At 58.2% G+C, this 23897-nt stretch carries 22 protein-coding genes; 13 read left to right on the top strand and 9 right to left on the bottom strand.

Annotated elements, in window-relative coordinates; translation table 11 throughout:
- The first annotated feature begins 13 nt into the window (after positions 1–13).
- The 8 genes from K8I01_02100 (at position 14) to sppA (ending at position 7288) form a co-directional block, all read left to right on the top strand.
- Positions 14–625: a MotA/TolQ/ExbB proton channel family protein gene (locus K8I01_02100; protein ID MBZ0219216.1), complete on the top strand. Its 612-nt coding sequence runs from the start codon at positions 14–16 to the stop codon at positions 623–625.
- Positions 600–1013 (top strand): biopolymer transporter ExbD, encoded by a 414-nt coding sequence (locus K8I01_02095; protein MBZ0219215.1) that lies wholly within the window; start codon positions 600–602, stop codon positions 1011–1013. Before K8I01_02100 ends, K8I01_02095 begins: the two co-directional genes overlap by 26 nt.
- A gap of 5 nt (positions 1014–1018) precedes the next feature.
- Complete coding sequence (locus tag K8I01_02090) at positions 1019–1990, top strand: exopolyphosphatase (GenBank protein ID MBZ0219214.1); 972 nt, start codon at positions 1019–1021, stop codon at positions 1988–1990.
- Between the two features lie 45 nt (positions 1991–2035).
- Positions 2036–3496 carry an IMP dehydrogenase gene (gene guaB / locus K8I01_02085; GenBank protein ID MBZ0219213.1) on the top strand — a complete coding sequence of 487 codons (1461 nt, stop codon included), beginning with the start codon at positions 2036–2038 and terminating at the stop codon, positions 3494–3496.
- Between the two features lie 59 nt (positions 3497–3555).
- Complete coding sequence (gene guaA / locus K8I01_02080) at positions 3556–5106, top strand: glutamine-hydrolyzing GMP synthase (GenBank protein ID MBZ0219212.1); 1551 nt, start codon at positions 3556–3558, stop codon at positions 5104–5106.
- Between the two features lie 6 nt (positions 5107–5112).
- On the top strand, positions 5113–5829 hold the full coding sequence (locus tag K8I01_02075; protein ID MBZ0219211.1) for a TIGR00730 family Rossman fold protein: 717 nt from the start codon (positions 5113–5115) through the stop codon (positions 5827–5829).
- 11 nt (positions 5830–5840) lie between these two features.
- Entirely contained in the window at positions 5841–6059 is a 219-nt protein-coding gene (locus tag K8I01_02070) for a hypothetical protein (GenBank protein MBZ0219210.1), read from the top strand.
- A 269-nt stretch (positions 6060–6328) separates the two neighbouring features.
- Complete coding sequence (gene sppA / locus K8I01_02065) at positions 6329–7288, top strand: signal peptide peptidase SppA (protein MBZ0219209.1); 960 nt, start codon at positions 6329–6331, stop codon at positions 7286–7288.
- Positions 7289–7628: 340 nt separating this feature from the next.
- On the opposite strand, the gene K8I01_02060 is transcribed toward sppA, so the two are convergent.
- A complete protein-coding gene (locus K8I01_02060) occupies positions 7629–10286 on the bottom strand; it encodes an insulinase family protein (GenBank protein ID MBZ0219208.1) in 2658 nt (885 codons plus the stop codon).
- Positions 10287–10457: 171 nt separating this feature from the next.
- On the opposite strand from K8I01_02060, the gene K8I01_02055 reads away from it, so the two are divergent.
- The gene (locus tag K8I01_02055; protein MBZ0219207.1) at positions 10458–11066 is read left to right on the top strand and encodes a nicotinamidase; all 609 of its coding nucleotides are present in this window, start codon (positions 10458–10460) and stop codon (positions 11064–11066) included.
- A gap of 66 nt (positions 11067–11132) precedes the next feature.
- On the opposite strand, the gene K8I01_02050 is transcribed toward K8I01_02055, so the two are convergent.
- The 6 genes from K8I01_02050 to murI all read right to left on the bottom strand — a co-directional run bounded on the left by K8I01_02050 (position 11133) and on the right by murI (position 15787).
- Complete coding sequence (locus K8I01_02050) at positions 11133–11528, bottom strand: hypothetical protein (protein ID MBZ0219206.1); 396 nt, start codon at positions 11526–11528, stop codon at positions 11133–11135.
- 101 nt (positions 11529–11629) lie between these two features.
- Positions 11630–12658 carry a nitroreductase family protein gene (locus tag K8I01_02045; GenBank protein MBZ0219205.1) on the bottom strand — a complete coding sequence of 343 codons (1029 nt, stop codon included), beginning with the start codon at positions 12656–12658 and terminating at the stop codon, positions 11630–11632.
- 28 nt (positions 12659–12686) lie between these two features.
- Positions 12687–13004: a multidrug efflux SMR transporter gene (locus tag K8I01_02040; protein MBZ0219204.1), complete on the bottom strand. Its 318-nt coding sequence runs from the start codon at positions 13002–13004 to the stop codon at positions 12687–12689.
- Positions 13001–14437: an aspartate ammonia-lyase gene (locus K8I01_02035; GenBank protein ID MBZ0219203.1), complete on the bottom strand. Its 1437-nt coding sequence runs from the start codon at positions 14435–14437 to the stop codon at positions 13001–13003. The genes K8I01_02040 and K8I01_02035 overlap by 4 nt, the downstream gene beginning before the upstream one ends.
- A gap of 5 nt (positions 14438–14442) precedes the next feature.
- Positions 14443–14979, bottom strand: a complete 537-nt coding sequence (locus K8I01_02030) for a GerMN domain-containing protein (GenBank protein ID MBZ0219202.1) — start codon at positions 14977–14979, stop codon at positions 14443–14445.
- Positions 14963–15787, bottom strand: a complete 825-nt coding sequence (murI, locus tag K8I01_02025) for a glutamate racemase (protein MBZ0219201.1) — start codon at positions 15785–15787, stop codon at positions 14963–14965. Before murI ends, K8I01_02030 begins: the two co-directional genes overlap by 17 nt.
- Before the next feature lie 272 nt (positions 15788–16059).
- On the opposite strand from murI, the gene polX reads away from it, so the two are divergent.
- Positions 16060–17802, top strand: coding sequence for a DNA polymerase/3'-5' exonuclease PolX (gene polX / locus K8I01_02020; protein ID MBZ0219200.1), 1743 nt, complete (start codon positions 16060–16062; stop codon positions 17800–17802).
- A gap of 56 nt (positions 17803–17858) precedes the next feature.
- On the opposite strand, the gene K8I01_02015 is transcribed toward polX, so the two are convergent.
- Complete coding sequence (locus K8I01_02015) at positions 17859–19184, bottom strand: hemolysin family protein (protein MBZ0219199.1); 1326 nt, start codon at positions 19182–19184, stop codon at positions 17859–17861.
- Positions 19185–19451: 267 nt separating this feature from the next.
- Positions 19452–20741 carry a phosphopyruvate hydratase gene (eno, locus tag K8I01_02010; protein ID MBZ0219198.1) on the bottom strand — a complete coding sequence of 430 codons (1290 nt, stop codon included), beginning with the start codon at positions 20739–20741 and terminating at the stop codon, positions 19452–19454.
- A 252-nt stretch (positions 20742–20993) separates the two neighbouring features.
- Here eno and K8I01_02005 point away from each other — a divergent pair, with 252 nt between their 5' ends.
- The 3 genes from K8I01_02005 (at position 20994) to K8I01_01995 (ending at position 23814) form a co-directional block, all read left to right on the top strand.
- A complete protein-coding gene (locus K8I01_02005; GenBank protein ID MBZ0219197.1) occupies positions 20994–22607 on the top strand; it encodes a Na/Pi cotransporter family protein in 1614 nt (537 codons plus the stop codon).
- A gap of 82 nt (positions 22608–22689) precedes the next feature.
- Positions 22690–23310 (top strand): DUF1571 domain-containing protein, encoded by a 621-nt coding sequence (locus tag K8I01_02000; GenBank protein MBZ0219196.1) that lies wholly within the window; start codon positions 22690–22692, stop codon positions 23308–23310.
- 111 nt (positions 23311–23421) lie between these two features.
- Positions 23422–23814 (top strand): DUF302 domain-containing protein, encoded by a 393-nt coding sequence (locus K8I01_01995; protein ID MBZ0219195.1) that lies wholly within the window; start codon positions 23422–23424, stop codon positions 23812–23814.
- Positions 23815–23897 lie beyond the last annotated feature (83 nt).

The following is a 23897-nucleotide window of genomic DNA, read 5'->3' as shown; positions in this document are numbered from 1 at the left end:
ATTCATCGGCCTCATGCAAAAGGGCGGAATGACCGTAGCCGTCCTGGCGCTCCTTTCCGTCCTTTCCATAGCCATAATATTAGAGCGCGCCTGGGCGCACAGGAAGTTCTCAAGGGGCGTCGAGGAGTTCTTCCCTGCCCTCAAGAGGGCGGCCCGTGAAAGCGGCATATCCGCTGTCTACCAGATGTGCAAGGCTAATAGCTCGCCGCTTGCCCCGGTACTCCTTTCCGGCTTCGAGAGGTCGGGGAAAGGGAAGGAGGAGGTCGCGGAGGCAATGGAGCTTGCCGGAAGGAGGGAGCTCTCACGGCTTGAACGCTATCTGGGAATCCTCGGCACTATAGGTTCTACCGCCCCATTCATAGGCCTTTTCGGAACGGTCCTCGGCATAATTCACGCCTTCAGCGATCTTGCAGTAACGGACGGCGCTGGTCCGGCGGCCGTCGCCGACGGCATAGCCGAGGCGCTGGTAGCGACCGCTGCGGGGCTTTTCGTGGCCGTCCCGGCGGTGGTTGCGTATAATCTTTTCGTCAGGTCAGCCTCCAGGCGCATGCTCGACCTCGAGTCGTGCGCCTCGGAGTTCGCGGACCCCATAGGCAGGCATGGGCTGGAAACTGAGGCAAGGTAACGAGAGGACCATCTCGGAGATAAACATCACGCCTCTTGCGGACGTGATGCTCGTGCTCCTCGTCATATTCATGGTCACGACCCCGCTCATCATGACCGACTCGTTCAAGGTGAAGCTCCCGAGGGCAATAAGCTCTGAAGCCGAACCGGGCAAGGGGGCGGTTGTGGCCGTGAGCGAAATCGGGGAGATTACATTAAACGGCAGGGCCGTTGGGATGGACGGCCTTCAAGATGCCCTCAAGGCCGCATTCGGCCACGATAGCGAAAGGACTGTGATAGTAAGGGCCGACAGAGGCGTAAGGCACGGTGTCGTGGTGAACGTCCTCGATAACGCGAGGCAAGCCGGAGCGGAAAGGCTCTCAATAGCAACGGAACAGGACAGGCGCTGACGTCCATGAGATACGCCTCCATTGATATAGGGACGAATACCCTTAGGCTCCTTATAGCGGAGCCTTCCGGCAGGGACCTCCGGCCTCTGGTCTACAAAAGGAAAATAACGAGGCTCGGCGGCGGATATAAGGAAGAATCAGGGATAAACGCCGCCTCCGCCGAGAGGACTTTCTCGGCCCTCAAGGAGTTTAAGGACGAGATAGACTCAAAAGGCGTCTCAGCCGTAATGGCCTTCGCAACGAGCGTTGTAAGGAGGGCGGTGAACCGCGGCTGGTTTATCGACGAGACAAAGAGGCGGACGGGGATCGACGTGACCGTCATATCAGGGAACGAGGAAGCGCGCCTCTCTCTCCTGGGAGTGCTTTCGGTCCTGGACGGGACCAATGGCAGGAAGCTCGTTATGGATATAGGCGGCGGCTCGACCGAGTTCATTGCCTCGTCTGACGGGGTCGAAATAGGCGCGTGGTCGATGGAGCTTGGGGTCGTCCATTTAACCGAAAAGTATCTTAAGAGCGATCCTCCTGCTGAAAGCGAGCTTGCGCTCGTCGCAGGGGAGGCCCTTAAGACGATAAACGACCTCAAGGCCCGCATGAGGGCGGACGGAGTCGACCCCGGGGAGTATTCGGGTAGAAGCGGGGCCGAGTTCGTGGGCACCGCAGGCACCATAACCACCCTGGCTTCCATAGACCAGGACCTCAAGGAATACGACAGGTCCAGGATAAACAGGCACACGCTCAAAAAAGAGAGGGTTGCCGAAATCCTGAGAAGGCTTTCGGGCCTCCGGCTTAAAGAGCGCGAAGAGGTACTCTCGCTTGAGAAGGGGAGGGAGGACCTTATAATACCCGGGACCGCGATAACCCTCCTTGTAATGGGGGCGTTCGGTTTCAACGAGGCGAGGGTAAGCGACGCCGGACTCCTCGAAGGCATCATCATCGACAGGCTCAAGCCCGGCGTAAGTTCCATAAAGTATCAGTAAGGGAGCTTTCGGCTTCCTTATGAAATGGGAGGAGGTTTTAAATAGATGGAATCAATCAAGGTAAGGACTGCCCTTACATTTGACGACGTGCTCCTGGAGCCGGCTTTCTCGCAGGTGCTCCCGCGGGACGTCGACATCTCGACGAGGCTTACGGGCGAAATTAAGCTCAACATGCCCCTCATAAGCGCGGCAATGGACACCGTGACCGAGTGGAGGATGGCCATAGCCATAGCGCTCGAAGGCGGCATAGGCATGATACACAAGAACCTTTCTATAGACGAGCAGTCGGCGATGGTCGACAAGGTAAAGAAATACGAGTCGGTCGTCATCACAAAGCCGCTCACGCTTAGCCCTGACCAGCTCGTCGCCGACGCCCTCGAGATAATGAAAAAGGAGAACATCTCCGGATTCCCGATCGTGAAGGACGACGTGCTCGTGGGCATACTCACGAACAGGGACCTCCGCTTCGAGACGAACCCGTCCCGGAAGATATCCGAGATAATGACGAAGGACGTCATAACCGCGCCCTACGGCATCGCCATAGAAAAGGCCAAGGCCATACTCCACAAGCACAGGATAGAGAAGCTCCCGGTAGTGGATTCCAAAAGGCGGCTCAAGGGCCTCATTACCGTCACCGACATCGTTAAGCGGGAGAAGTTCCCCAATTCCTGCAAGGACGGGCAGGGCAGGCTCAGGGTCGGCGCTGCCGTCGGGGTCTCGTTTGACAGGGAAGCAAGGATAGACGCCCTCCTGAAATCAGGCGTGGACGTTATAGTAATCGATACCGCGCACGGCCACAGTAAGGGCGTTCTCGACGCCGTAAGGTCCACCAAGAAGAGCTTCAATTGCCAGCTCATAGCCGGTAACGTGGCGACAGCCGAGGCCGCCGAGGCCCTCATAAAGGCCGGGGTCGACGCCATAAAGGTCGGCGTGGGGCCGGGGTCCATCTGCACGACAAGGGTAGTCACCGGCATAGGAGTCCCCCAGATAACGGCGGTCGCGGACGTTGTTAAGGTCGCGAGGAAAAAAGGCATACCCGTCATATCTGACGGCGGCATAAAGTATTCCGGGGACGTCACCAAGGCCATGGCAGCAGGAGCGGACTCGATCATGATAGGCGGCCTCTTTGCCGGGACCGATGAAAGCCCCGGCGAGACCATCCTTTACCAGGGCCGGACCTTCAAGCTCTACAGGGGCATGGGCTCGATTGAGGCTATGAAAAAAGGCAGCAAGGACAGATACTTCCAGGAAGATGTTGAGAGCGACCTTAAGCTCGTTCCCGAGGGCATTGAGGGCAGGGTCCCCCACAAGGGGCCCATTGCCGCCACCATCTTCCAGCTCGTGGGCGGCTTACGGGCCGGCATGGGCTACTGCGGGGCAAAGACCATTGCAGAGCTCCACAGGAAGGCGCGTTTCGTGAAGATAACCCCCTCGGGCTTGAGGGAGAGCCACGTGCATGACGTGACCATCACCAAAGAGGCCCCAAACTACAAGCAGGAGGTCTAAAGCCGTCGCCCCTTGCCGTTCCCAGGCTGGCTCGGGTCGTTATCGGCCTGTAATTGAAAATGGACATACATTCCCAGAAGATACTGATACTCGATTTCGGCTCCCAGTACACCCAGCTCATAGCGAGGAGGGTTAGGGAGGCAAAGGTCTACTGCGAGATACACCCCTATAACTGCGGCCCGGATTTCATAAGGAAGTTCAATCCCAGGGGCATAATCCTCTCCGGCGGCCCTTCGAGCGTGTATGACAAGGGCGCGCCCGTCCTCCCCAAGTCTTTTTTCGTCGGACTAAAGGTCCCCCTTCTCGGCATCTGCTACGGGATGCAGCTTACCGCGAAGGCTTTGGGCGGCGAGGTCGAGAGGTCCGGGAAAAGGGAGTACGGCGCAGCAGACCTTGAGATTAAAAAGCCCGACGCCATCTTCAGGGGGCTCGGCAAGGGCCCTGTCCGGGTATGGATGAGCCACGGCGACAAGGTAAGGAAGCTCCCGCCCGGTTTCGTCTCCATAGGCGCAAGCGGCAACTCCGGCATCTGCGCCATGCGCGATAGCAAAGGGCTTATCTACGGGGTCCAGTTCCACCCCGAGGTAGCGCATACGCCGAAGGGCGAGGCCATATTAAAGAATTTCGTCCTCAAGGTATGCGGCTGCAAGCCCGTCTGGACCATGAGTTCCTTCATAGAAGGCGCTGTCAGGGAGATACGCGAGAAGGTCGGGGACGCAAAGGTGGTCTGCGGCATAAGCGGCGGAGTTGACTCTGCCGTGGCCGCGCTCCTCGTCCACAGGGCCATAGGGAGCCGCCTCGTATGCATATTCGTGGATAACGGCGTGCTCAGGAAAGGCGAGGCAGACAAGGTCGAGGCGACCCTCAAGAAGAGTTTCCACATGAACATCAGGAGGGTGGACGCCTCCGAGCGTTTCCTTAAGAAACTCAAGGGCGTAACCGAACCCGAGAGGAAGAGGAAGATAATAGGCGGCGAGTTCGTGAGGGTCTTCGAGGCGGAGGCCAAGGGGATTAGGAATGTAAAGTTCCTCGCGCAGGGCACGCTCTACCCGGACGTCATAGAGAGCGTCTCGTTCAAGGGCCCCTCCGCCACCATAAAGAGCCACCACAACGTCGGCGGTCTCCTTAAGAAGATGAAGCTCGGGCTCGTCGAGCCGCTCCGGGAGCTTTTCAAGGACGAGGTGCGGCTCCTGGGAAAAGAGCTCGGCATGCCAGAGGAGATAGTGAATCGCCAGCCCTTTCCCGGCCCCGGGCTCGCCATAAGGATACTCGGCGAGGTCACGAAAAAAAGGTGCGGCATACTCCGGGAAGCGGACGCCATAGTGCTCGAGGAGATAAAAAAGGCGGGCCTCTACGCTAGGATGTGGCAGTCGTTTGCAGTGCTTCTGCCCGTGCGGACCGTGGGCGTAATGGGCGACGAGAGGACCTACGAGAACACCGTGGCCCTCCGGGCGGTAGAGAGCGTGGACGGCATGACCGCGGACTGGGTGAGGCTCCCGTACGGCGTCCTTGAGCGCGTATCCGGAAGGATAATAAACGAGGTGAGGGGCGTAAACCGCGTCGTCTACGACATAAGCTCCAAGCCTCCATCAACCATCGAATGGGAGTAGCCGGGAATGGTAGAGGACCTCAAGGGCAAGGAGACGTGGCGAGTTTTCCGGATCATGAGCGAGTTCATCGAGGGGTTCGACGAGCTCTCGGACGTCGGCCCGGCGGTATCCATATTCGGCTCGGCGAGGATTGAGAACAACAAGAAATATTACAAGCAGTGCGTTGAGGTCTCAAGGCTCCTCTCGAAGAACGGCTACGCGGTCATAACCGGCGGCGGCCCCGGCATAATGGAGGCGGCCAACAAGGGCGCGGCCCAGGACGGCGGCCTCTCGATAGGGCTCAATATTACGCTACCGAGGGAGCAGAAGCCGAACAGGTACCAGAACCGGGCCCTCCACTTCAAATACTTCTTCGCAAGGAAGGTCATGTTCGTGAAGTACGCCATCGGGTACGTCTGTATGCCCGGCGGCTTCGGTACTCTTGACGAGCTTTTCGAGGCGCTCACCCTCATCCAGACCCACAAGATATACCCCTTTCCCCTCATACTCTTCGGCAGGGAGTATTGGGAGCCCCTGATGGACTTCATAAAGAGCACGATGCTCAAGCACAAGACCATCGACCCCGAGGACCTGGACTACATCGACATAACCGACGACCCGAAAGAGGTCCTCGCCATCATAAACAGGCACATGGCGAAAAAGATGAAGCTCATAAAGAGCTCAAAGGCATCCGAGAAGGAAGAGGGCTTGAGCAAGGTAAAGAACAGGAAGCCGGTGCCTTAAGGAGAATTGATATGGGTTCTGGACACGACCATAAGCACGGACACGGCGGGGGCCACGGCCATGAGGAGGAGCTCCGGGAGGTGACGGTCACCCTCGAAGAGGAGCAGATAGAGGCCCTCGAGGAGATGGCCGCCGAGTACAGGGAAAAGCTCGGCCAGGACTGGGACTTGAGCGCCATGCTCAGGGTAGCTGTCGGGCATTTCCTTACCAAGATGGGCAAGATGACCTGAGGCAATCTCTAAAAATTGATCTTTTCCCCGGACTCCGTGTCAGTCCGGTAATAAAAATGCTCACATATTTATCAAATATGCTCCGCTCTGGAGCTTTTTGAGCAGCCTAAGAGAATATTGCAGTTTTCCGCAACCTTTTGCGGGATTCCGGGATTATAAGGTCGGCTTCCCGCGCTGCCTCCATAGCCGTTTACATTTCTCTTCCTTGACCTCTTTTGATGTACCGATATACTATCCAGAGTATTTACAACGCTATGTGGGGCGCGCCGATGCCGAAGCGGTCATTCCTTTTTCTCGTATTCCTTCTCATTCTCGTGCCGGGGTGCGTCTTCATTACGCTTCCGGGGCCCGGCCCCCTTTCCGAGAAGGTCGTCGGAGGGAAGGGCGACGACAAGGTCCTCCTCCTCGACATATCGGGGATGCTCACGGACGAGAAGCCCGGAGGGGTGCTGGGATTTGAGACCGAACCCAACCTCACGGCCCGGATAAGGGAGGAGCTTGAGCTCGCGGCTGCGGACCCAAGGGTAAAGGCCGTCGTGCTCCGGATAAATACCCCCGGCGGCTCGGTTACGACGAGCGATATCATCGCCCACGAGATAAAGAGGTTTAAGGAGAAGAAGAAGGTGCCGATCGTTGCCGGCCTCATGGACCTCGCGACCTCGGGAGGCTATTACATCGCCTCGTCGGCGGACAGGATAATCGCCCAGCCCACGGCAGTAACCGGGAGCATAGGAGTAGTCGCTCTGAGCGTCAACGCGAGCGGGCTCATGGAGAAGCTCGGCATAACAAACCAGACCGTTAAATCGGGCGATATGAAGGACCTGGGCTCGCCCATACGCCCCATGACAGTGGAGGAGAGGAGGGTCCTGCAGGCGGTCATAGACGGCCTCTTCGAGAGGTTCCTCGACCAGGTCATCGAGGGCAGGCCCGGAAGGTTCACCCGCGAGGAGCTCCGGGCCATCTCGGACGGGCGGATACTGACCGCGTCACAGGCGCTCGAGCATAAGCTCGTCGATTCGATAGGCTATCTCGATGACGCGATAGAGGCCGCAAAGGAGGCCGCCGGCATAAAAGAGGCAAAGGTCGTAACTTACGCCGCGCCGAGGGCGTATAAGCACAACATCTACTCCCTTGCCGAGCCGCCGAAGGCAGGGATAAGCATAGTGAACATCGATACAGGGCTTACCAGAAGGTTCGGCATGGAGTTCATGTACGTATGGATGCCCTGAAGCTACTGCAATCGTACTTAAAAAGAAAGCCCGGCAAAAATGCCGGGCTTTCTTTGGGGAACCGATAATGTTCGGTGTTCTGTCATTCTGAGGGAGCTAAGCGGCGAAGAATCTCGTATGCAAGCTCCGTCGTGAAAGGCCTTTTGCGCGCTGCCGCGCTTTTTTGGGCATAAGGCTCTCGCTACCCTCCCCCATCCTCCTCGCTCGGCCCTTGGTTGAGTTCCTCTCCCTCGCCGCGCTCGCCCTTCCCCCAGCCTTATGCTCGCAACGCCTTATGCCCCGTGTTTTTCGAAACAAAACAGGAACTGTGGCGCGGCGTATCACTCCGCGCCCACCTTTCTCAATCCTTTACCGCCGCTTCCGGCCCCACGACCGATATGGCGTAGGAATCGAGGTCCAGGTATTTTTTCGCAACCCTCATTACGTCCTCGGCTGTTACGGCCTCTATCTTTCCGGGAAATTCCTTGTGGAAATCGTATCCGAGGCCGTAGAGCTCGTTGTTTGCCATGTCCGAGGCCTGGTTCGATACGGACTGGAGGCCTATCTCGTAGCTCCCGATTATCGAGCGCTTCGCCCTGTTAAGCTCCTCATTCGTGACCGGCTCCGTCTTTATCCTCTCAAACTCGGCCAGTATGCCCTTCAGGGCCTCGTCCTTCTTGTCCGGCGCTGTCGCTATATACGCCCCGATGATGCCGCGGTCTACGCCCTCCCTCGAGAAGGCGCTCACGCTGTACGCGAGCGATTTCCTGTCCCTTAGCTCGACAAAGAGCCTGCCGCCCTGCCCGGAGAGCACCTCCGTCATTACCCGGAGAGGGTAGCTGTCCTCGCCGGTTATGGTGGTTCCGAGGAAGCCTATCCCGACATGGGCCTGCTCCTTCTCCTTTACGGCCCCGGTCGACTCAATCGACTTCCTTGCTGGCTCTTCAGGAGGCGCGGGCAGGGGAGGCGCATCGTTCCTGAATCCCCCGAAAAGGGCCTTGACCTTCTCGTGGGCCTGGCCGGTATCCACGTCTCCGACGATCGTAAGCACCATGCGCCCTGGCGCGAAGAACTCCATGTGGTGCCTTACGAGGTCATCCCTCTTAATCGAGCTTACCGATTCTTTCGTGCCTATGACCGGCAGGCCGTAGGGGTGGGCGGAAAAGAGCTCGCGGTAAAGGAGCTTGAAGGTATAGCCGGGCAGGTTGTCCTCCTGCCTCTGTATGGCGGCAAGGGTGTCTGCCCTTAGCTTCTCTATCTCTTTTTCCGGGAACGTCGGGTTGAGGAGCACGTCCGCGAGCATTCCCAGACCCTTGTCGAAGAAGATCGAGAGGAACTTGCCGGATGCTCCGGTCGAGTTCCAGCCAGAGAAGCCGCCCACGCCTCCTGCCATCTCCTCCATCTCGCGCGATAGCTCTTCCCTGGTCCTCTTTACCGTTCCCATGGTAAGCATCCCGGCCGTGAAGTTCCCGATGCCGTTTTTGGCCTCATCCTCGAACCTCAGGCCGCCGGGGAAGGCCGCGTAAAAGGCGACCGTCGGGTTCGAGTGGACTTCCTTTATTATCAATGTTATGCCGTTCTCAAGCTCGAAGCGGGTGGTCCGCTCCTCTTTCCTTATTTCGCGCGCGGCCTCGGCTTTCGCCCTTTCAGCCGCGGCGCTCACCGAGGCGGCGATCATTTCATTCGTAAGCGCGTCCTTCTTTGCGGCAGGAAGGAGGGCGGTTACCGTCATGTTGCCGGGCGTGAAATACTCCCGCGCAACCCTCTTTACGTCCTCGGCCGACACCTTCCTTATGCCTTCAATGTATTTCTTCTCGTAATCGAGGTCGCCGAGCGTCGCCTCGAAGTAGCCGAGCTTTCCTGCGAGCCCGTCCATCGTTTCGCGCGAGTAGACGAAGTCGCTCTCGAGATTGAACTTGGCCTTCTGGAGCTCCTGGTGGTCCGGCCCCTCGGAAGTGAGCTTCTCGACTATGTCCAGGGTTTCGCCGACGGCCTTCTCGGCCTTCTCCGGCTCAAGTACGGATGTGATGAAGAATATGCCAGGGTCCCTAAGAGACATGGCGTAGCCTGAGACGCTGTGAACGAGCTCGTCTTCTATCTTGAGCTTCCTGTAGAGCCTCGATGTCTCGCCCCCGGAGAGTACCATCTGGAAGACGTCTATAGCATAGGTGTCCTCGTCCTTTACGGGCGGGATGTGAAATGCCATGCCGACCCGTGCGTCCTGGACCTGCATTGTGAAGACGTCAGTCCGAAGCCCCTTCTGCGCGGGTTCAGCCGGCCTCTTCCGCTTTGGCGGCGACTTCTTCTTCATATCCTTGAAGGCGGCCTTCACTTCCTTGAGCGCCTCGCCATGGTCGACGTCGCCGACTATGACGAGCACCATGTTCTTCGGGACGTACCATTTCCCGAAGAACTCGACCATGTCCTTCCTCGTAAGGCCTTTTACGGTCTCGATTGAGCCGATGACCGGCCTCCCGTACGGGTGGACCTCGAAGGCGGTGCCGAGGACCGACTTGAAGAGCCTCCTGCCGGGATTGTCCTCGTTCATCCGTATCTCTTCGAGGACGACCTCGAGCTCCTTCGCGAGCTCCCCCTCGTCCAGGGCAGAGCGCTGTATAGCGTCGCTTATGACGTCAAGCCCGGTCGGGAAATGGCGGCTCGGGACTGTCAGGTGGTAGACGGTGTTGTCGAATGAGGTATACGCGTTTATGTCGCCGCCCACGGATTCGATTATCCCGGCTATCTCGCCGACCTTTCTCTTCTCCGTGCCCTTGAAGAGCATGTGCTCGAATACGTGGGAGATACCGGCTAAGCGGTCCGGCTCGTCCGCGCTCCCGACCCGCACCCACATCTGAATCGAGACTACCGGGGCCGAGTGCTCTTCCTCTATTATCACGGTAAGCCCGTTATCGAGCTCGTGCTTGTAGAGCTTGGACGGCTCTGCGGATGCGGCGCCAGCGAGCATGGTGAAGAGGACGGCGAAAGCGAGTAGAAGGGCATGTATCCTTTTTACGACCATCAAGGCCTCCTTATGTCCATTGGCTTGCGCCCCCGGCGGAGAGAAGCCCCGGACGCATAGAAAAGAATAAAACAAAAGCGATGTTTTTGCAACCCCCATGCGGCAAAAAAGCTCGAAAAGTCAAGAGCTTCGCTTCCTTGACACCGCCCCATAACCTGTTATTCTCTCTTTATGCAGGAAAAAAGACGCGGAAAAAAGGCGCTTGTCATAGCCGATGTGCAGAACGATTTCTGCCCATCTGGCGCCCTCGCCGTGCCAGAGGGGGACAGGATAGTCCCTGTCGTAAACAGGTACATAAGGCTCTTCAAGTCAGCCGGGCTCCCAGTCTACATAACACGCGACTGGCACCCGCCCGTGACCATCCACTTCAAGGAATTCGGCGGCACATGGCCGCCCCATTGCGTGATGGGCACAAAGGGCGCGGAATTCCATCCTGACCTGGAAGTCCCTGAAGACGCACTGGTCCTCTCAAAAGGCGATACGCCGAATGCGGACAATTACTCTGCGTTTGACGGCCATGACGAGAAGGGAAGGCGCCTTGTGGAAATCCTCGAAGACGATGGAGTAACCGAGATTTACGTCGGGGGTCTTGCGACGGACTACTGCGTGAGGCAGACCACGCTCGACGCCCTCGGGATGAAGTTCAAGGTCACGGTCCTTCTGGACGCGGTCAAGGGAGTGGACCTTGAGCCGGGCGATTCCGAGCGCGCGCTCAAAGAGATAAAGGAAAAGGGCGCGGGTTCTACCGAAATAGATATGATAGAAATTTCTGAAAAGTAGGTCGAAGGCTCCAAAAGAGAAAAAAGCGCATCGGGCCGGGGCCCGATGCGCGAGCTTGGAAGTAGCCTACCTCTCCGCGTGTGCCTGGTGTGCGTGATGCCTCTGCGAGAAGGCCCAGCCCGAAAGGAAACCGGCGGCCAGGAAGAAGAGTAGCCTCGCCCTGAAGCCGATGGGTATGTAGCGGGTCTTTTTGCCGGTGACCTCGATGACCCCGACTGGCCTTACCATCATCCCGCCTCCTCCGCCTTCTTCCCGTTCGGCCTTCCTGTTGCCTTTCTCAACTCCTTTTTCCGCCTCGCCCCCGCCGCCGAAGCCGTAAGTGACCTTCGCAACCGGTATTATCGTCCGGTCCGGGGTCCTCACCGGTTTTCCGTAAGCCGCCCGGACAGTGGCGCTCGATTTGAGCGTCCCGGAAATCTCCCTTAAAAGGTTTTTTGTCCGCTCAAGCCTTAATAGACCCATTTTATCCCCCCTTAGGATTCAAGGTGTACGAATGGCATCCATGATTAGAGTATGCCAGAAAAGGGGAGGTTGGGAGATATGCCGACCGCTGGCCGTGAATATCAAAGGATCACTTCGTTTGCGGGGCGTCTGGGGGTAGGGAGCACTCCGGGGCCGTAGCCCATTCTCATGAGGAGCTGCGGAAATCCCTCTCCGACAAGCTCGCCGAGCCTGGGCCTCAATTCGGCCACCTCTATGGGCTGGTTGAGATACGAGCCCCAGACGCCTTCGGACCGGGCAAGGAGGAGGACCCTCGAAAGCGCCATGCCGGCAACGAGCCAGTCCCCCGCAGAGTCTCCCTTTGTGCCGAGGACAGCCAGGAGAGGGGAGCCCGATGCTAGCTGCTTATCCTTTGCCGCGCGGCCCTTGCCCCAGTCGAAGGTGCGGATGAGAAAGGGACCGGCGCTTGACGCGAGGTCGCCCATGCCGAAGGCGTACCCAGGCATGCCGTCCCTGCTCCGGCTCCGGTTCGGGTGTATCCACGCGGCAAGCTCCCGCCGGAACTGCCTGTTGGCCGCCTGTATCCTGTCCCCCTCGGCGACGAGCGCGGCTATCCTCTCCTTCTCATCCATGCTCTCGGCGATATGGAGCCATGCCCCCGCCGACCTTGCCGCCTTCTTGAGCTTCTCTATGAGGTCCTTTCTGACCGCTTTCTTATCAAAAGGCATCCTATTGGTCCTTCTCGCCTTTATCGCGCCGAAGAGCCTGCTCTCCTCGTCAGTTGGAGCTTTCCTCCCCCTGACCGAGATACTTGCGAGAAGGTCCGGTGTGGCTTCATCGGGAAGGAGCGTAGTTGAGACATCAAGCCCGAAATGCCGCGCTGCGATAAAAAGATTAAAGAGGGCCGCGCCGCAGCTTATGGTCAGGGACCTGTCGTCAGGGTCTGCTATTGGAAGGGCGCGCGTCCTGTCCGCGAGGAGGTCCACACCGGCCTCCCCGATGCTGAAAAGCCAGGGCTGGGTATTGTGGCTCGACGGCGCAAGAACGGCGTAGTTCACCAGGAAGGAGAGTCTCTCCCGCATGGACCCGCCGGAAGGGAAATCCCCCTCCGATATCTCCCATGTCTCGATGGCGTCGTCCGTTCCGCTCATCTCTTTTTCCTTTCGCGTGAGTCCGTTTTTATGAGGTCAGCTTAAGTCCGGCTATGCCGATTACGATTAGGCCGATGCAGGCTATCCTCAGCGCCTCCCGTGGCTCGCCGAAGAGGGTCATGCCGATTATCACGGTCCCGACCGCGCCGATGCCGGTCCATATGGCATAGGCGGTGCCCATCGGTATGGTCTTCAACGCAAGGGCCATGCAGCCCATGCTGAGGCCAAGGGCGGCTATGGTAGCTATGGTCGGGACGGTCCTGGTGAAGCCCTGCGAGAGCTTGAGTTCCACTGCCCAGACGACCTCGAAAAAACCGGCCATGAAGAGAAAGAACCAGGACGTCATCTGCCCGGCCTCCCTTTTTTCGGGATGGAGGTTTTCGCAGAGCTGGTTATCCTACTGGGGTCCAGGAGACGGTCCCACTCCGTCCCGGTGAGGATCCCTTTTCCCAGCACAGTCTCTTTTATCGTCTTTCCGGTCTTCATGGATTCCTTAACCACCTCGGCTGCCCTCTCGTATCCTATAATGGTATTTAGCGCGGTCGCCAACCCCTCAGAGGCCTCGAAATACCGCCTGCAGCGCTCAGGGTCCGCCTTTATGCCCTTTACGCACCGCTCGGAAAAGGCGAGGGCCGCATTTGTCAGTATGTCTATGGATTGGAGCAGGTTATGGCCTATGACAGGGAGCATGACATTAAGCTCAAGCTGGCCCTCCTGCGCTGCGGCGGCTATGGCAGCATCCGCGCCGATTACCTGGAAGCCGACCATGTCCACCATCTCGGCCATCACGGGATTGACCTTTCCAGGCATTATCGACGACCCTGGCTGCACAGGCGGAAGCCTTATCTCAGCCAGCCCTGTCATGGGCCCGGAAGAGAGGAGCCTCAAGTCGTTCGCTATCCGTATGAGGTCGAGCGCCGCGTCCCTGAGCGCGCCGGAAAAGGAAGAAAAGTCGGTAAAGCTACTTAGCGCCTCGAAAAAGTCCTCAGCCTTCCTGAGCCCCTTTATCCCGCTCGCCTTTGAGAGCTCGCGAAGTGCCGTGTCCCTGTATCTCGGGTGCGTGTTTATGCCGGTCCCCACGGCGGTCCCGCCGAGCCCTATCCTCTTAAGCCGCTCCCTTGCCTGCGCTATTCTCTCGATCGAGCTTTTCACGGCGGATGCCCATGAGCCGAACTCCTGCCCGAGAGTAATGGGCACAGCGTCCTGGAGATGCGTCCTCCCGGACTTGATTACATCTCTAAACTCTCTGGCCTTTGCCCTAAGCGCGGCCTCAAGGCCGCCGAGGGCCTCTACGAGCCTGTTAGATTCTGAAAGGGCGGCTATGCGGAGGGCCGTGGGCATGGCGTCATTCGTGGACTGGCTCATGTTCACGTGGTCGTTCGGGTGGACGAGCCTGTAGTCGCCCTTCTTCCCGCCAAGGATTTCTATGGCCCTGTTCGCTATGACTTCGTTGGCGTTCATGTTATGGGATGTGCCTGCCCCGGCCTGAAAGACGTCCACTATGAACTCGCCATCGAGCCCGCCATCGATGACCTCCTCCGCCGCCTTCTCAATGACGCGGGCAAGTCTCTTTTCAAGGAGGCCGAGGCTTAAGTTTGCCCGGCAGGCGGCAAGCTTCACGATCCCGGTCGCTCTGATGAAGGCGCGGGGGGCCCTCAAGCCGCTTATCCGGAAGTTCTCCGAGGCGCGTAGCGTCTGTATGCCGTAGTAGGCTCCCTTGGGCACTTCCCTTTCTCCCAGGGAATCCCTCTCCAGCCTGAAAGTCCGTTCTCCGGGCATTCTGGTCAGTTCCTGATTATTTTATGATCCGGCCCGAGCGGCAGGGTCACGTCGATATGGCCGGCAATGGTGTCGGTCTTTTTGCCTTCCACGAGGATCTGTACGTCTTCTATTTCGGGGAAATTGAGCGCGAGAGTATTCACTACAGAATAAACCGTCTGTATCTCGAAAGACGAGCCGCCGGGATGGTTCTCGACGACTTCTCTACTGAGATCGACGGTTGCGGTCTTGTCATCTATTCTAAGGCCAAGGAGCTTCGTTCCGCTCGGCAGGGCCGAGGCGAATTGAGCGCTCTCAGGCCCCTCTATAAGCTCTCCGAGCGCCTCCCTGGCCTCCGCGAGGAGTGGGCCCTTATCTATGCTCCGCTTCTCGGCCTTTAGGTAAAGCCCTTCCTCGTCGCTGAAGTAGACGTCTATCTCCCGCGTGTCCTTTGGAGGTTTTCCGGAAAGCCAGACGAGGATTAAAACGCCGATAACGACCGTTACAGCGGCCGCGGCAGTTATAAGAAGGGTGTTTTTACCGCCTTTACGTCTTCTGGGCATCCTGAGCCTCTGTAAGGACGGCAAGTTCCGCATCGGAGAGCCTGTCGCCGAAGAATTTTTTGCCGACGACCATGAACCTCTCGGGCGAGTCGGTAACGAAAAACCTGAGTGACGCCGCACCCACGCAATCGTTCAGCAGCCCTCTTTCCGCAAGCGTCCTCTTTACCTCAGCGGCTGTCGAGGCAGCCGAGTCTATGAGCGTAACGCCTTCGCCCATGACCGAAGCGATGGTCCTTTTAAGGAGCGGGTAGTGCGTGCAGCCGAGCACCAGGGTGTCTATGGAGGCCTCCTTGAGCCCGGAAAGATAACGCTCTGCGACCTTTACAGTTATTTCGTCCTCGGCCCAGCCCTCTTCAACGAGCGGCACGAAGAGGGGGCAGGCTTTTACGAAGGCCGACACCGCCGGGTTCTCGGCCTTTATAGCCGAGACGTAGGCGCCGCTCCTTATGGTGCCCTCGGTCCCTATGACCCCGACCCTGCCGGTCCGTGTCGCGGCCGCTGCCGCGCGCGCTCCGGGTAGGATGACGCCCAGGACCGGAATGGCAAGCTCCCTTGCAAGCCTCGGGACCGCGAAGGCCGAGGCGGTATTGCAGGCGGCTACCAGCAGCTTGATATTATGTTTTGCGAGAAAAGCCGCTATCTCGAAGGAGTACCTTTCGATAGTCTCACGCGACTTGCTGCCGTAAGGCACCCTGGCGGTGTCCCCGAAATAGACCGTGCACTCGTTCGGCAGGAGCGAGGTTATCTCGCGAAGGACCGTAAGCCCTCCTATTCCTGAGTCGAATACGCCTATTGGGTTGCGCTTCATTTGTATACGGCCTTCCGATCCTACGTCTTTGAAACCCCTGTGTCCTGCTAAGTTTAGGTAAAGCGGCCCCCTGTGTCAATTCCAAATTTGGCGAGGCCGGATTCCGTTCGGCTGGCCTGCCCGTGCGGAACATTGTATATTATATAATATGCCGCTACAGTTTGAAAGGAGGCTGGGGTCCTCGCCGAACGGGTAAATTCGCCTGGTACGTTTTTATGGAAGCCGGCTAATTGCCTGCTTGACACAAAATACTTGACCTTACCGAGGGAAAATTGGAGAACGGCGAGATTGCCAAGGTCTTTTTCGAGATAGCGGACCTCCTTGAAATAAAAGGGGGCGATACCTTCAGGATCCGCTCGTACAGGAACGCGGGGATGGTGGTGGAGGGTCTGCCCGAGAGCCTTAAGACCCTTTACGCCGAAGGTGGAGAGGACGGCCTTAAGGGAATCCCGGGCATAGGGGAGAGCACGAGGAATAAAATAATCGAGCTCCTTACGACCGGCAGGTGCGCTTACCACCGCGAGCTCCTTGGAGAGATGCCACACGGGATGCTCGAGATGATAAAGGTATCCGGCCTCGGGCCGAAAAAGGCCGCGGTCCTCCATAAGGAACTCGGCATAAGCGGCCTCGAGGGGCTCGAGCGGGCGGCAGAGGCCGGGCACATACGGGGGATACGCGGCTTCGGGGAGGTAACCGAGCAGAAGATACTCCGCGGCATAAGGGAGATGAAGACCAGGTCCCGGCAGTTCAAGCTATCCGCGGTAGTGCCCTACGAACGGTCCTTCACGAAATACATGAGCGAGGTCCCGGGCATCATGGAGGTAGCCCCCTCCGGGAGCTACCGGAGGTGGAAGGAGACCGTAGGAGACCTCGATATCCTTGTCACCTGCTCGGATGCGCGCGCCGTAATGGACCACTTCGTGAAACACCCGGACATAGCCGAGGTGGTGTCAAAAGGGGAGACCAAATCAACGGTGGTGCTCGCCTCCGGGCTCCAGGTGGATATAAGGGTGCTCGATAAGCGCTCCTTCGGCTCGGCGCTCCAGTATTTTACCGGCTCCAAGGCGCACAACGTGGCCTTGAGGGAGAGGGCCAGGAGGATGGGCCTCAAGATAAGCGAGTACGGGGTCTTCAGGGAAAAGGGCGAGGTATGGGTGGCGGGCGAGAGGGAGGAGGACGTGTACAGGGCCGTGGGGCTCCCGTGGATACCGCCGGAGCTACGCGAAAACAGGGGCGAGATAGAGGCGGCAGAGGAGGGTAGCCTTCCCAGGCTTATAGAGAGGACCGACATTAAAGGCGACCTCCACGTGCATACGAAGGAGAGCGACGGCACGTACACGCTCGACCAGATGGCCGAGGCCGCCATGAAGATGGGCTACGAGTACATGGCCGTCACCGACCACTCGAAGGCGGTGGGCATAGCAAGGGGGCTCGACGAGGCGCGCCTCAACGCCCAGTTGAGGGCAGTGGACGAGTTCAACGACAGGATGAAAAGACAGCGGAAGAAGTTCAGGGCATTGAAGGCAACGGAAGTGGACATACGGGCTGACGGCTCGCTAGACCACCCGGAAAGGGCGTTAAGGAAGCTCGACTGCGTCGTCGCCTCGGTCCATTCGGGTTTCCGCATGGAGATGAAGGAGATGACTACCCGTGTCATAAAGGCTATCCGTACGGGACTCGTGAACATAATAGGGCATCCGACCGGAAGGCTCATAGGCGAGAGGGAGCCATACCAGATAGACCTCGAGAAGGTCATGGACGAGGCAAAGGGGCACGGCGTCGCAATGGAGCTAAACGCCTACCCGGACAGGCTGGACCTTAACGACGTCCACTGCCTGCTCGCGAGACAGAAGGGCGTGATGGTGGCCGTCTCGACCGACTCGCACTCCATACACCACCTCGAAAATATCGTCTACGGAATACACACGGCCCGAAGGGGCTGGCTTGAGAAGAAAGACGTCCTCAACGCGAGGCCCTTGAAGGAGCTTATGAAGGTTTTGAAGCGGCAGGCGTAAGCAGGATGAAATGAGAGCGGCAGGGGAGAAAGCCCCGGCCGCTCTTATAGATGAAGTCAGGCCTTTTTCCTTTTCCCGGCCTCAAGCGGCTCGACTTTTACCTTTATTATGCGGTTCTGCTCGACGTCCACCACGGTAAGCCGCATGTCCTTGTGGATGACGAACTCCCCGCCTCTCGGCACTCTCTGGAGCTTCGCGAGCATGAAGCCGGCGAGGGTATTGTACTCCTCTGCCTCTTCCTCTATCTCGATGCCGAGGTTCGAGAGGTCGCCTAGCGACGCAGAGGCGTCTATTATCATGGTGCCGTCCCGTAGCTTCTCGACGGGGCCGCCCGCGCCCACGTCATACTCGTCTTCGATCTCCCCGACTATCTCCTCAAGTATGTCTTCGATTGTTACAAGCCCGTCGATATCGCCGTGCTCGTCGACGACAATTGCCATGTGGAACTTCCGCCTCTGGAGCTCGCGGAGGAGCTTGCTGATCATTATGGAGTTGGGGACGAAATAAGGCGTCCGTATGATGGACTTCAAATCCAGAGTCCTGCCCTTCTCCAGGGAGCTGAATACGTCCTTGTTGAAAAGCACTCCCACAATCCTGTCTATGCTGTCGCGGTAGACCGGATATCTCGAGAACCCGGACTCGGATATGAACTTCAGTACCTCGTCGGGAGGCGTGTTTATTTCTATCCCGCTTATCTTGTGCTTGGGGACCATGACCTCCCTCACGGTCTTGTCCGCGAACTCGAATATGCCGTGGAGGAGCTGGGCCTCGGTCTCCTCGAATATGCCGGTCGCGCGGCCTTCCTTGATGAAGTATTTTATCTCCTCCTCGGATATGAACACCTGCTTGGCCGTGTCCTTTACGCCGAGCATCCTCATGACCGCCGAGGTGGAGCCGGTAAGGAGCCTTACGGGCACGTCCGTGAGCCTCGATATGAAGTCGAGCGGCTTGGCGGAGAAAAGAGCTATCTTCTCGGCGTACCTCAATGCAAGGTGCTTGGGCACTAGCTCGCCGACTACGAGGCTAACATAGGAGATTACGGCTACTACCGCGCCGAGCGCAAGGAGGCTTGCCACCTGCTGGGGTATTACCGGAATAGACTGGAGGAGGGGCTTGAAGTGCTCCGATGCTATGACGCCCCCTATGACCGAGGCGGTGGTGCCTACGACCGTCACTCCTACCTGGACGGTAGCCAGGAACCTGTCCGGGTTTTCCTTCATCCGGCTCACGATTTCGGCTGAAAGGTTCCCGTCCTTGGCGAGTTTTTCGATTATGCTTCTTTTTGCGGATATTATGGCTATCTCGGCGCTTGAGAAGAAGCCGTTAAAGATTATAAGCGCCAGGATTATTATCGCCTCGATCACAAGGCCTTCGAACGACACAAAACCTCCAGTTTGAGGGTTGACGAAAAAAGACGCCGGCAGTCGAGTGTAACACCTGACGGGAAAGCGGGTTATCCTGGGAACCCGCGGGACTTTTTTCGCGGTTACGGGCCTTGGCAGGATGGGACTCATTCCAAGGTTTCGTGGAAAAAACGGCAGGATAACGGGGGGCTATCCGGGCCGTCTGAAATTATAACATAATGCCGGGGAAAACGGGAAATAAGGCGGAGCGGGCCTGTTCTGCCCGGCCCCCGCCTGTTTTCCGATTTATAATAAGTGCGCCCTCTTTACCTTGAAGGCGTCCATGCCGGGAAATACGGCCTCGGTCCCTAGCTCTTCCTCTATCCTGAGAAGCTGGTTGTATTTGGCGGTCCTGTCGGTCCTGGAAGCGGAGCCGGTCTTTATCTGCCCGGCGTTCGTGGCTACACTTATATCGGCGATGGTCGCGTCCTCCGTCTCCCCGCTCCTGTGAGAGATGACTGCCGTGTACCCGGCCCTGACGGCCATCTGCACGGCCTCCAGGGTTTCGGTAAGTGTGCCTATCTGGTTCACCTTGACGAGGATGGAGTTCGCTATGCCTTCGTCTATGCCGCGCCTGAGCCTCGCTACGTTCGTTACGAAGAGGTCGTCGCCCACGAGCTGGACCCTTTCGCCGAGCTTCTTCGTAAGTAGAGCCCAGCCTTTCCAGTCGTCCTCCGAAACGCCGTCTTCAATAGATATCACTGGGAAATCCTTCACAAGGCCTGCGAGATAGTCGACCATCTCGTCTGCCGAAAGCTCCTGGCCTTCGAGCATGTAGGCCGCGTCCTTGTACATCTCGCTCGACGCGCAGTCCAGGGCCAGCATGACATCCTGCCCGGCCTTGTAGCCCGCCTTCTCTATCGCCTGGATAATGACCTCCAGCGCCTCCCTGTTGCTTCCGAGCGCCGGGGCGAAGCCGCCCTCGTCGCCCACGGCAGTCGAAAGCCCCTTTTTCTTGAGTATGGATTTCAAGCTGTGGAAGACCTCGACCCCGGCCCGAAGCGCTTCCCTGAAGGAGCTAAAACCCGCTGGAACGACCATGAATTCCTGTATGTCGAGGTTATTGTCCGCGTGCGCCCCTCCGTTTATGATGTTCATCATGGGGACCGGGAGGACCCTGGCGTTCGCCCCGCCTATGTACCTGTACAGTGGGAGCATGGAGGCTGCTGCTGACGCCTTCGCGACCGCCATGGAGACGCCGAGCATGGCGTTCGCGCCGAGCCTCTTTTTGTTATCGGTCCCGTCGAGGGCTATGAGGGTCCGGTCTATCAAGGGCTGGTCGGAGGCGTCCAGTCCGCGTATCTCCTTCGATATCTTCTCGTTTACGTTCCTTACGGCCTTGAGTACGCCTTTCCCGAGATACCTCTTCTTGTCGTTGTCCCTTAGCTCCACCGCCTCGAACTTGCCGGTCGATGCGCCGGACGGGACAGCGGCCCTGCCCTTGAATCCTCCGTCAAGGGTGACCTCGACCTCCACGGTCGGGTTCCCCCTCGAATCGAGTATCTCCCTCGCGATAACGTCGATTATGTTGGTCATCATTCCTCCAGAGCAATATTTTGGCGCGGTGCTCCGCGCGGATTTTCAGGGCCCGAGTAAGGCGGATATATGCTTCATAGCCCATCCAAGCGTGCCGTAATTATACTTTTAGTTTGAAAAATTGCAAGGCAAATCCGGCCCCGCACGCCTCCGGACAAGGGGAAAACCCTTGCGCCCGCGCCCGCAGGGCGATAAGATTGTGTAGCCCTGGTTTCACAAAACCCGCCATTTTTCAAAAGGTTAATTTATAACGTGACCACAATACTTATACTCAGCCTGTTCGGCGGCGTAGCTCTCGTCCTTTTCGGGATGAGGCTTGCCGGTGACGGGCTCCAGAGGACCGCCGGAGCGAAGCTCAGGGGCTTTCTCCTGACGGCCACCGACAACCGACTTAAGGGCGTCGGGGTCGGCGCGGCAATAACGGCCCTCCTCCAGAGCTCGAGCGCTACGACCGTCATGCTCGTCGGGTTCGTGGGCTCGGGCCTGATGACCCTCGGCCAGACCATGGGCGTCATCCTCGGCGCCGACATCGGGACGACCATTACCGTCCAGGTGATAGCGTTCAAGGTGTACGATTACGCCATAGGCGTAATAGGGCTCGGCGTGGTCATGATCTCGCTCGGCAGGGGGAGATGGAAGGACGTCGGCCAGGCCGTGCTGGGCTTCGGCCTGGTCTTTTTCGCCCTGAAGATTCTCATAGAGACCTTCGAGCCGGTATCGGCTAACCCGCTCTTCAGGGAGTTCCTGGTGGGCTTGAGCAAGGACCCCTTTGCCGGGATAATCGTCTCCGCGCTCCTTACCGCGCTTTTCCAGAGCAGCGCCGCCACCCTCGGCATCGCGCTCACTGCCGCTCTCTCGGGGCTTCTTTCACTCGAGGCAGCCGTCCCCATTGTCCTCGGCGCGAACATAGGCACGACCTTCACGGCCGTCATCTCCTCCATAGGGGCGGGCGTTGAGGCAAAAAGGGTCGCGCTCGCGCACACGCTCTTTAAGGCGCTCGGCGTCGTCATAGTCCTCCCTTTTCTCGACTATTTCGCCATGCTAGTCGGGGCCTCGACTGCCGACCCGGCCAGGCAGGTGGCGAACGCGCACACCTTCTTTAATATTGGTATAGCGGCCATCTTCCTCCCCTTTACAGGCCCGTTCACACGGCTCGTGACCAGGCTCATGCCTGAATCCAAGGCCCCGGCCAAGTTCGGGGCCAAGTACCTTGACCCCATAGTCCTTTCATCCCCGACGCTAGCGCTCGTGCAGGCTTCCAGGGAGTCTCTCCGGGCCGCGGACATAGTCCAGGAGATGCTCGAAAAATCGATCAGGGTCTTCGAATATGACGACCAGGACCTCCTCGAAGAGATACAGGAGAAGGACGACGACGTCGACCTACTCGACAGGGAGGTGAAGCTCTTCTTAACGAAGCTTTCGAGGGAAAGCCTCACCGAGGAGCAGGCAAAACGGGAGATCGAGATAATGCTCTTCTCCGACAACATCGAGAACATCGGCGACGTCATAGACAAGAACCTCATGGAGCTTGCGCGGAAGAAGATAAAGGGCGGCCTCTCCTTCTCGGCTGACGGAATGAGGGAGATCAAGGAACTCCACAGGAGGGTGGTCGAGGACTTCGAGATGGGAGTAGCCGCTTTTGCCGGGAGCGACCTCGAGCTCGCAAGGAGGCTTATAACGCACAAGCAGAGGCTTTCCGAGCTCGAAAGGGATTTAAGGCAGAACCACATAGACAGGCTCCACAAGGGTTTCAGGGAATCCATTGACACGAGCGCCATACATCTTGACGTCCTTACGAACCTCAAGAGGATAAATTCCTATATAACAAACGTCGCCTACCCGGTCCTTGAACGCGAGAAGGGCTGAGCCTGCCTTGCAATCCGCACGGTTGCGGCTATAATCCAAAGAGAACGGAATCGTCCCGTAGCGCCCAAAACGAGGGCACCGGATGCTTTTTGGACTGCTTGCCGTTTCCATAGCTCTCTCGGCCGGAGACCCGGTCGATGCCGCCCTTGAAAGCTTCCGGCGTCTTGAGGCCTATAGCGTCACGCTCAGGGCCGAGTCCGACAGGACCGAAGTCATCAGGTATTTCTACAAAAAGCCCGGATATATCAGGATGGAGTTCGAAGAGCCGCACAGGGGGGCGGTCCTCATCTATGACCCGCTCGAGAGGGAAGTGCTCCTCCGTCCGTTCAGGTTCCTCCAGTCGTTCAAGATGCGGCTTGAACCGGAAGACAGGCTTATAAGGAGCTCGCGCGGGCACACTGTCGATGAGTCTTCAATAGGGACGCTCCTCGAAAATGTAAGCGAGCTCAAGGAAGACGGTTCCCTCGAAGTCCTGGGCGAAGAGGACGTTGACGGGAAAAAGGCCCTGCTCGTCGAGGTCGAAGGCCGGGACGGCCGCGAGGTGGACGGGATAAACATGTACCGGCTATGGCTCGACCAGGAGACCCGCCTCCCTGTCAAGGTAGAGGCCTACGACGCAGGCGGCAAACTCGTCGAGCGCGTCCGGATGGACGGCCTGGTCGTTGACCCGGAGTTTCCGCCGGATTTCTTCTCTCTGGATTGACCTCTCTATATAAACGACAGAGGTAACTGGAATAAAGCAGGCGTGTCTGTAAGACGGCTGGACGCGGGTGGACCCCATGAAAAAGCCCGTGAATCACTTCGAAGAGAGGCCATGGGCAAGTATTCCATATCCAAGAAGCTCGGTTCGGATTTCGACCTGGCGGTCGAGAGCGTGCGCGCGGCCCTTGAGACGGACTGCTTCGGGGTAATGGACGAGCTCGACATGGCGGGCCTCTTCAGGCAGAGGCTCGGGAAGGAATTCCGGAAGTACAGGGTCCTCTCGGTCTGCCACGCGCAGCTCGTGCACAAGGCCGTGACGGTTGAGACCGAGGCGGGGCTCCTCCTCCCGTTCCATGTCATAATATACGAGAACGACGAGGGCGGGGCCACTGTTGCGGCCGTCGACCCTGTCGTGGTCATGTCCATGATAGAGAACCCGGCGCTCGCGATAATCGCCAAAGAGATGCACGAGAAGCTCGCAAGGATAATCGGCGAGATAAGCTAGTCAACACTTTTTTTCAGTCCTTCAAGATTATTTGCCGCATATAACACCAGCTCCCGTATGATGGATGGAGCGGCTGTCCGAAG

Source organism: Deltaproteobacteria bacterium (assembly GCA_019912665.1).
Classification (GTDB): Bacteria; Desulfobacterota; GWC2-55-46; order GWC2-55-46; family GWC2-55-46; genus UBA5799.
Note: the sequence above shows the minus strand (reverse complement) of the source record. Positions and strands in the feature narration are given on the sequence as shown.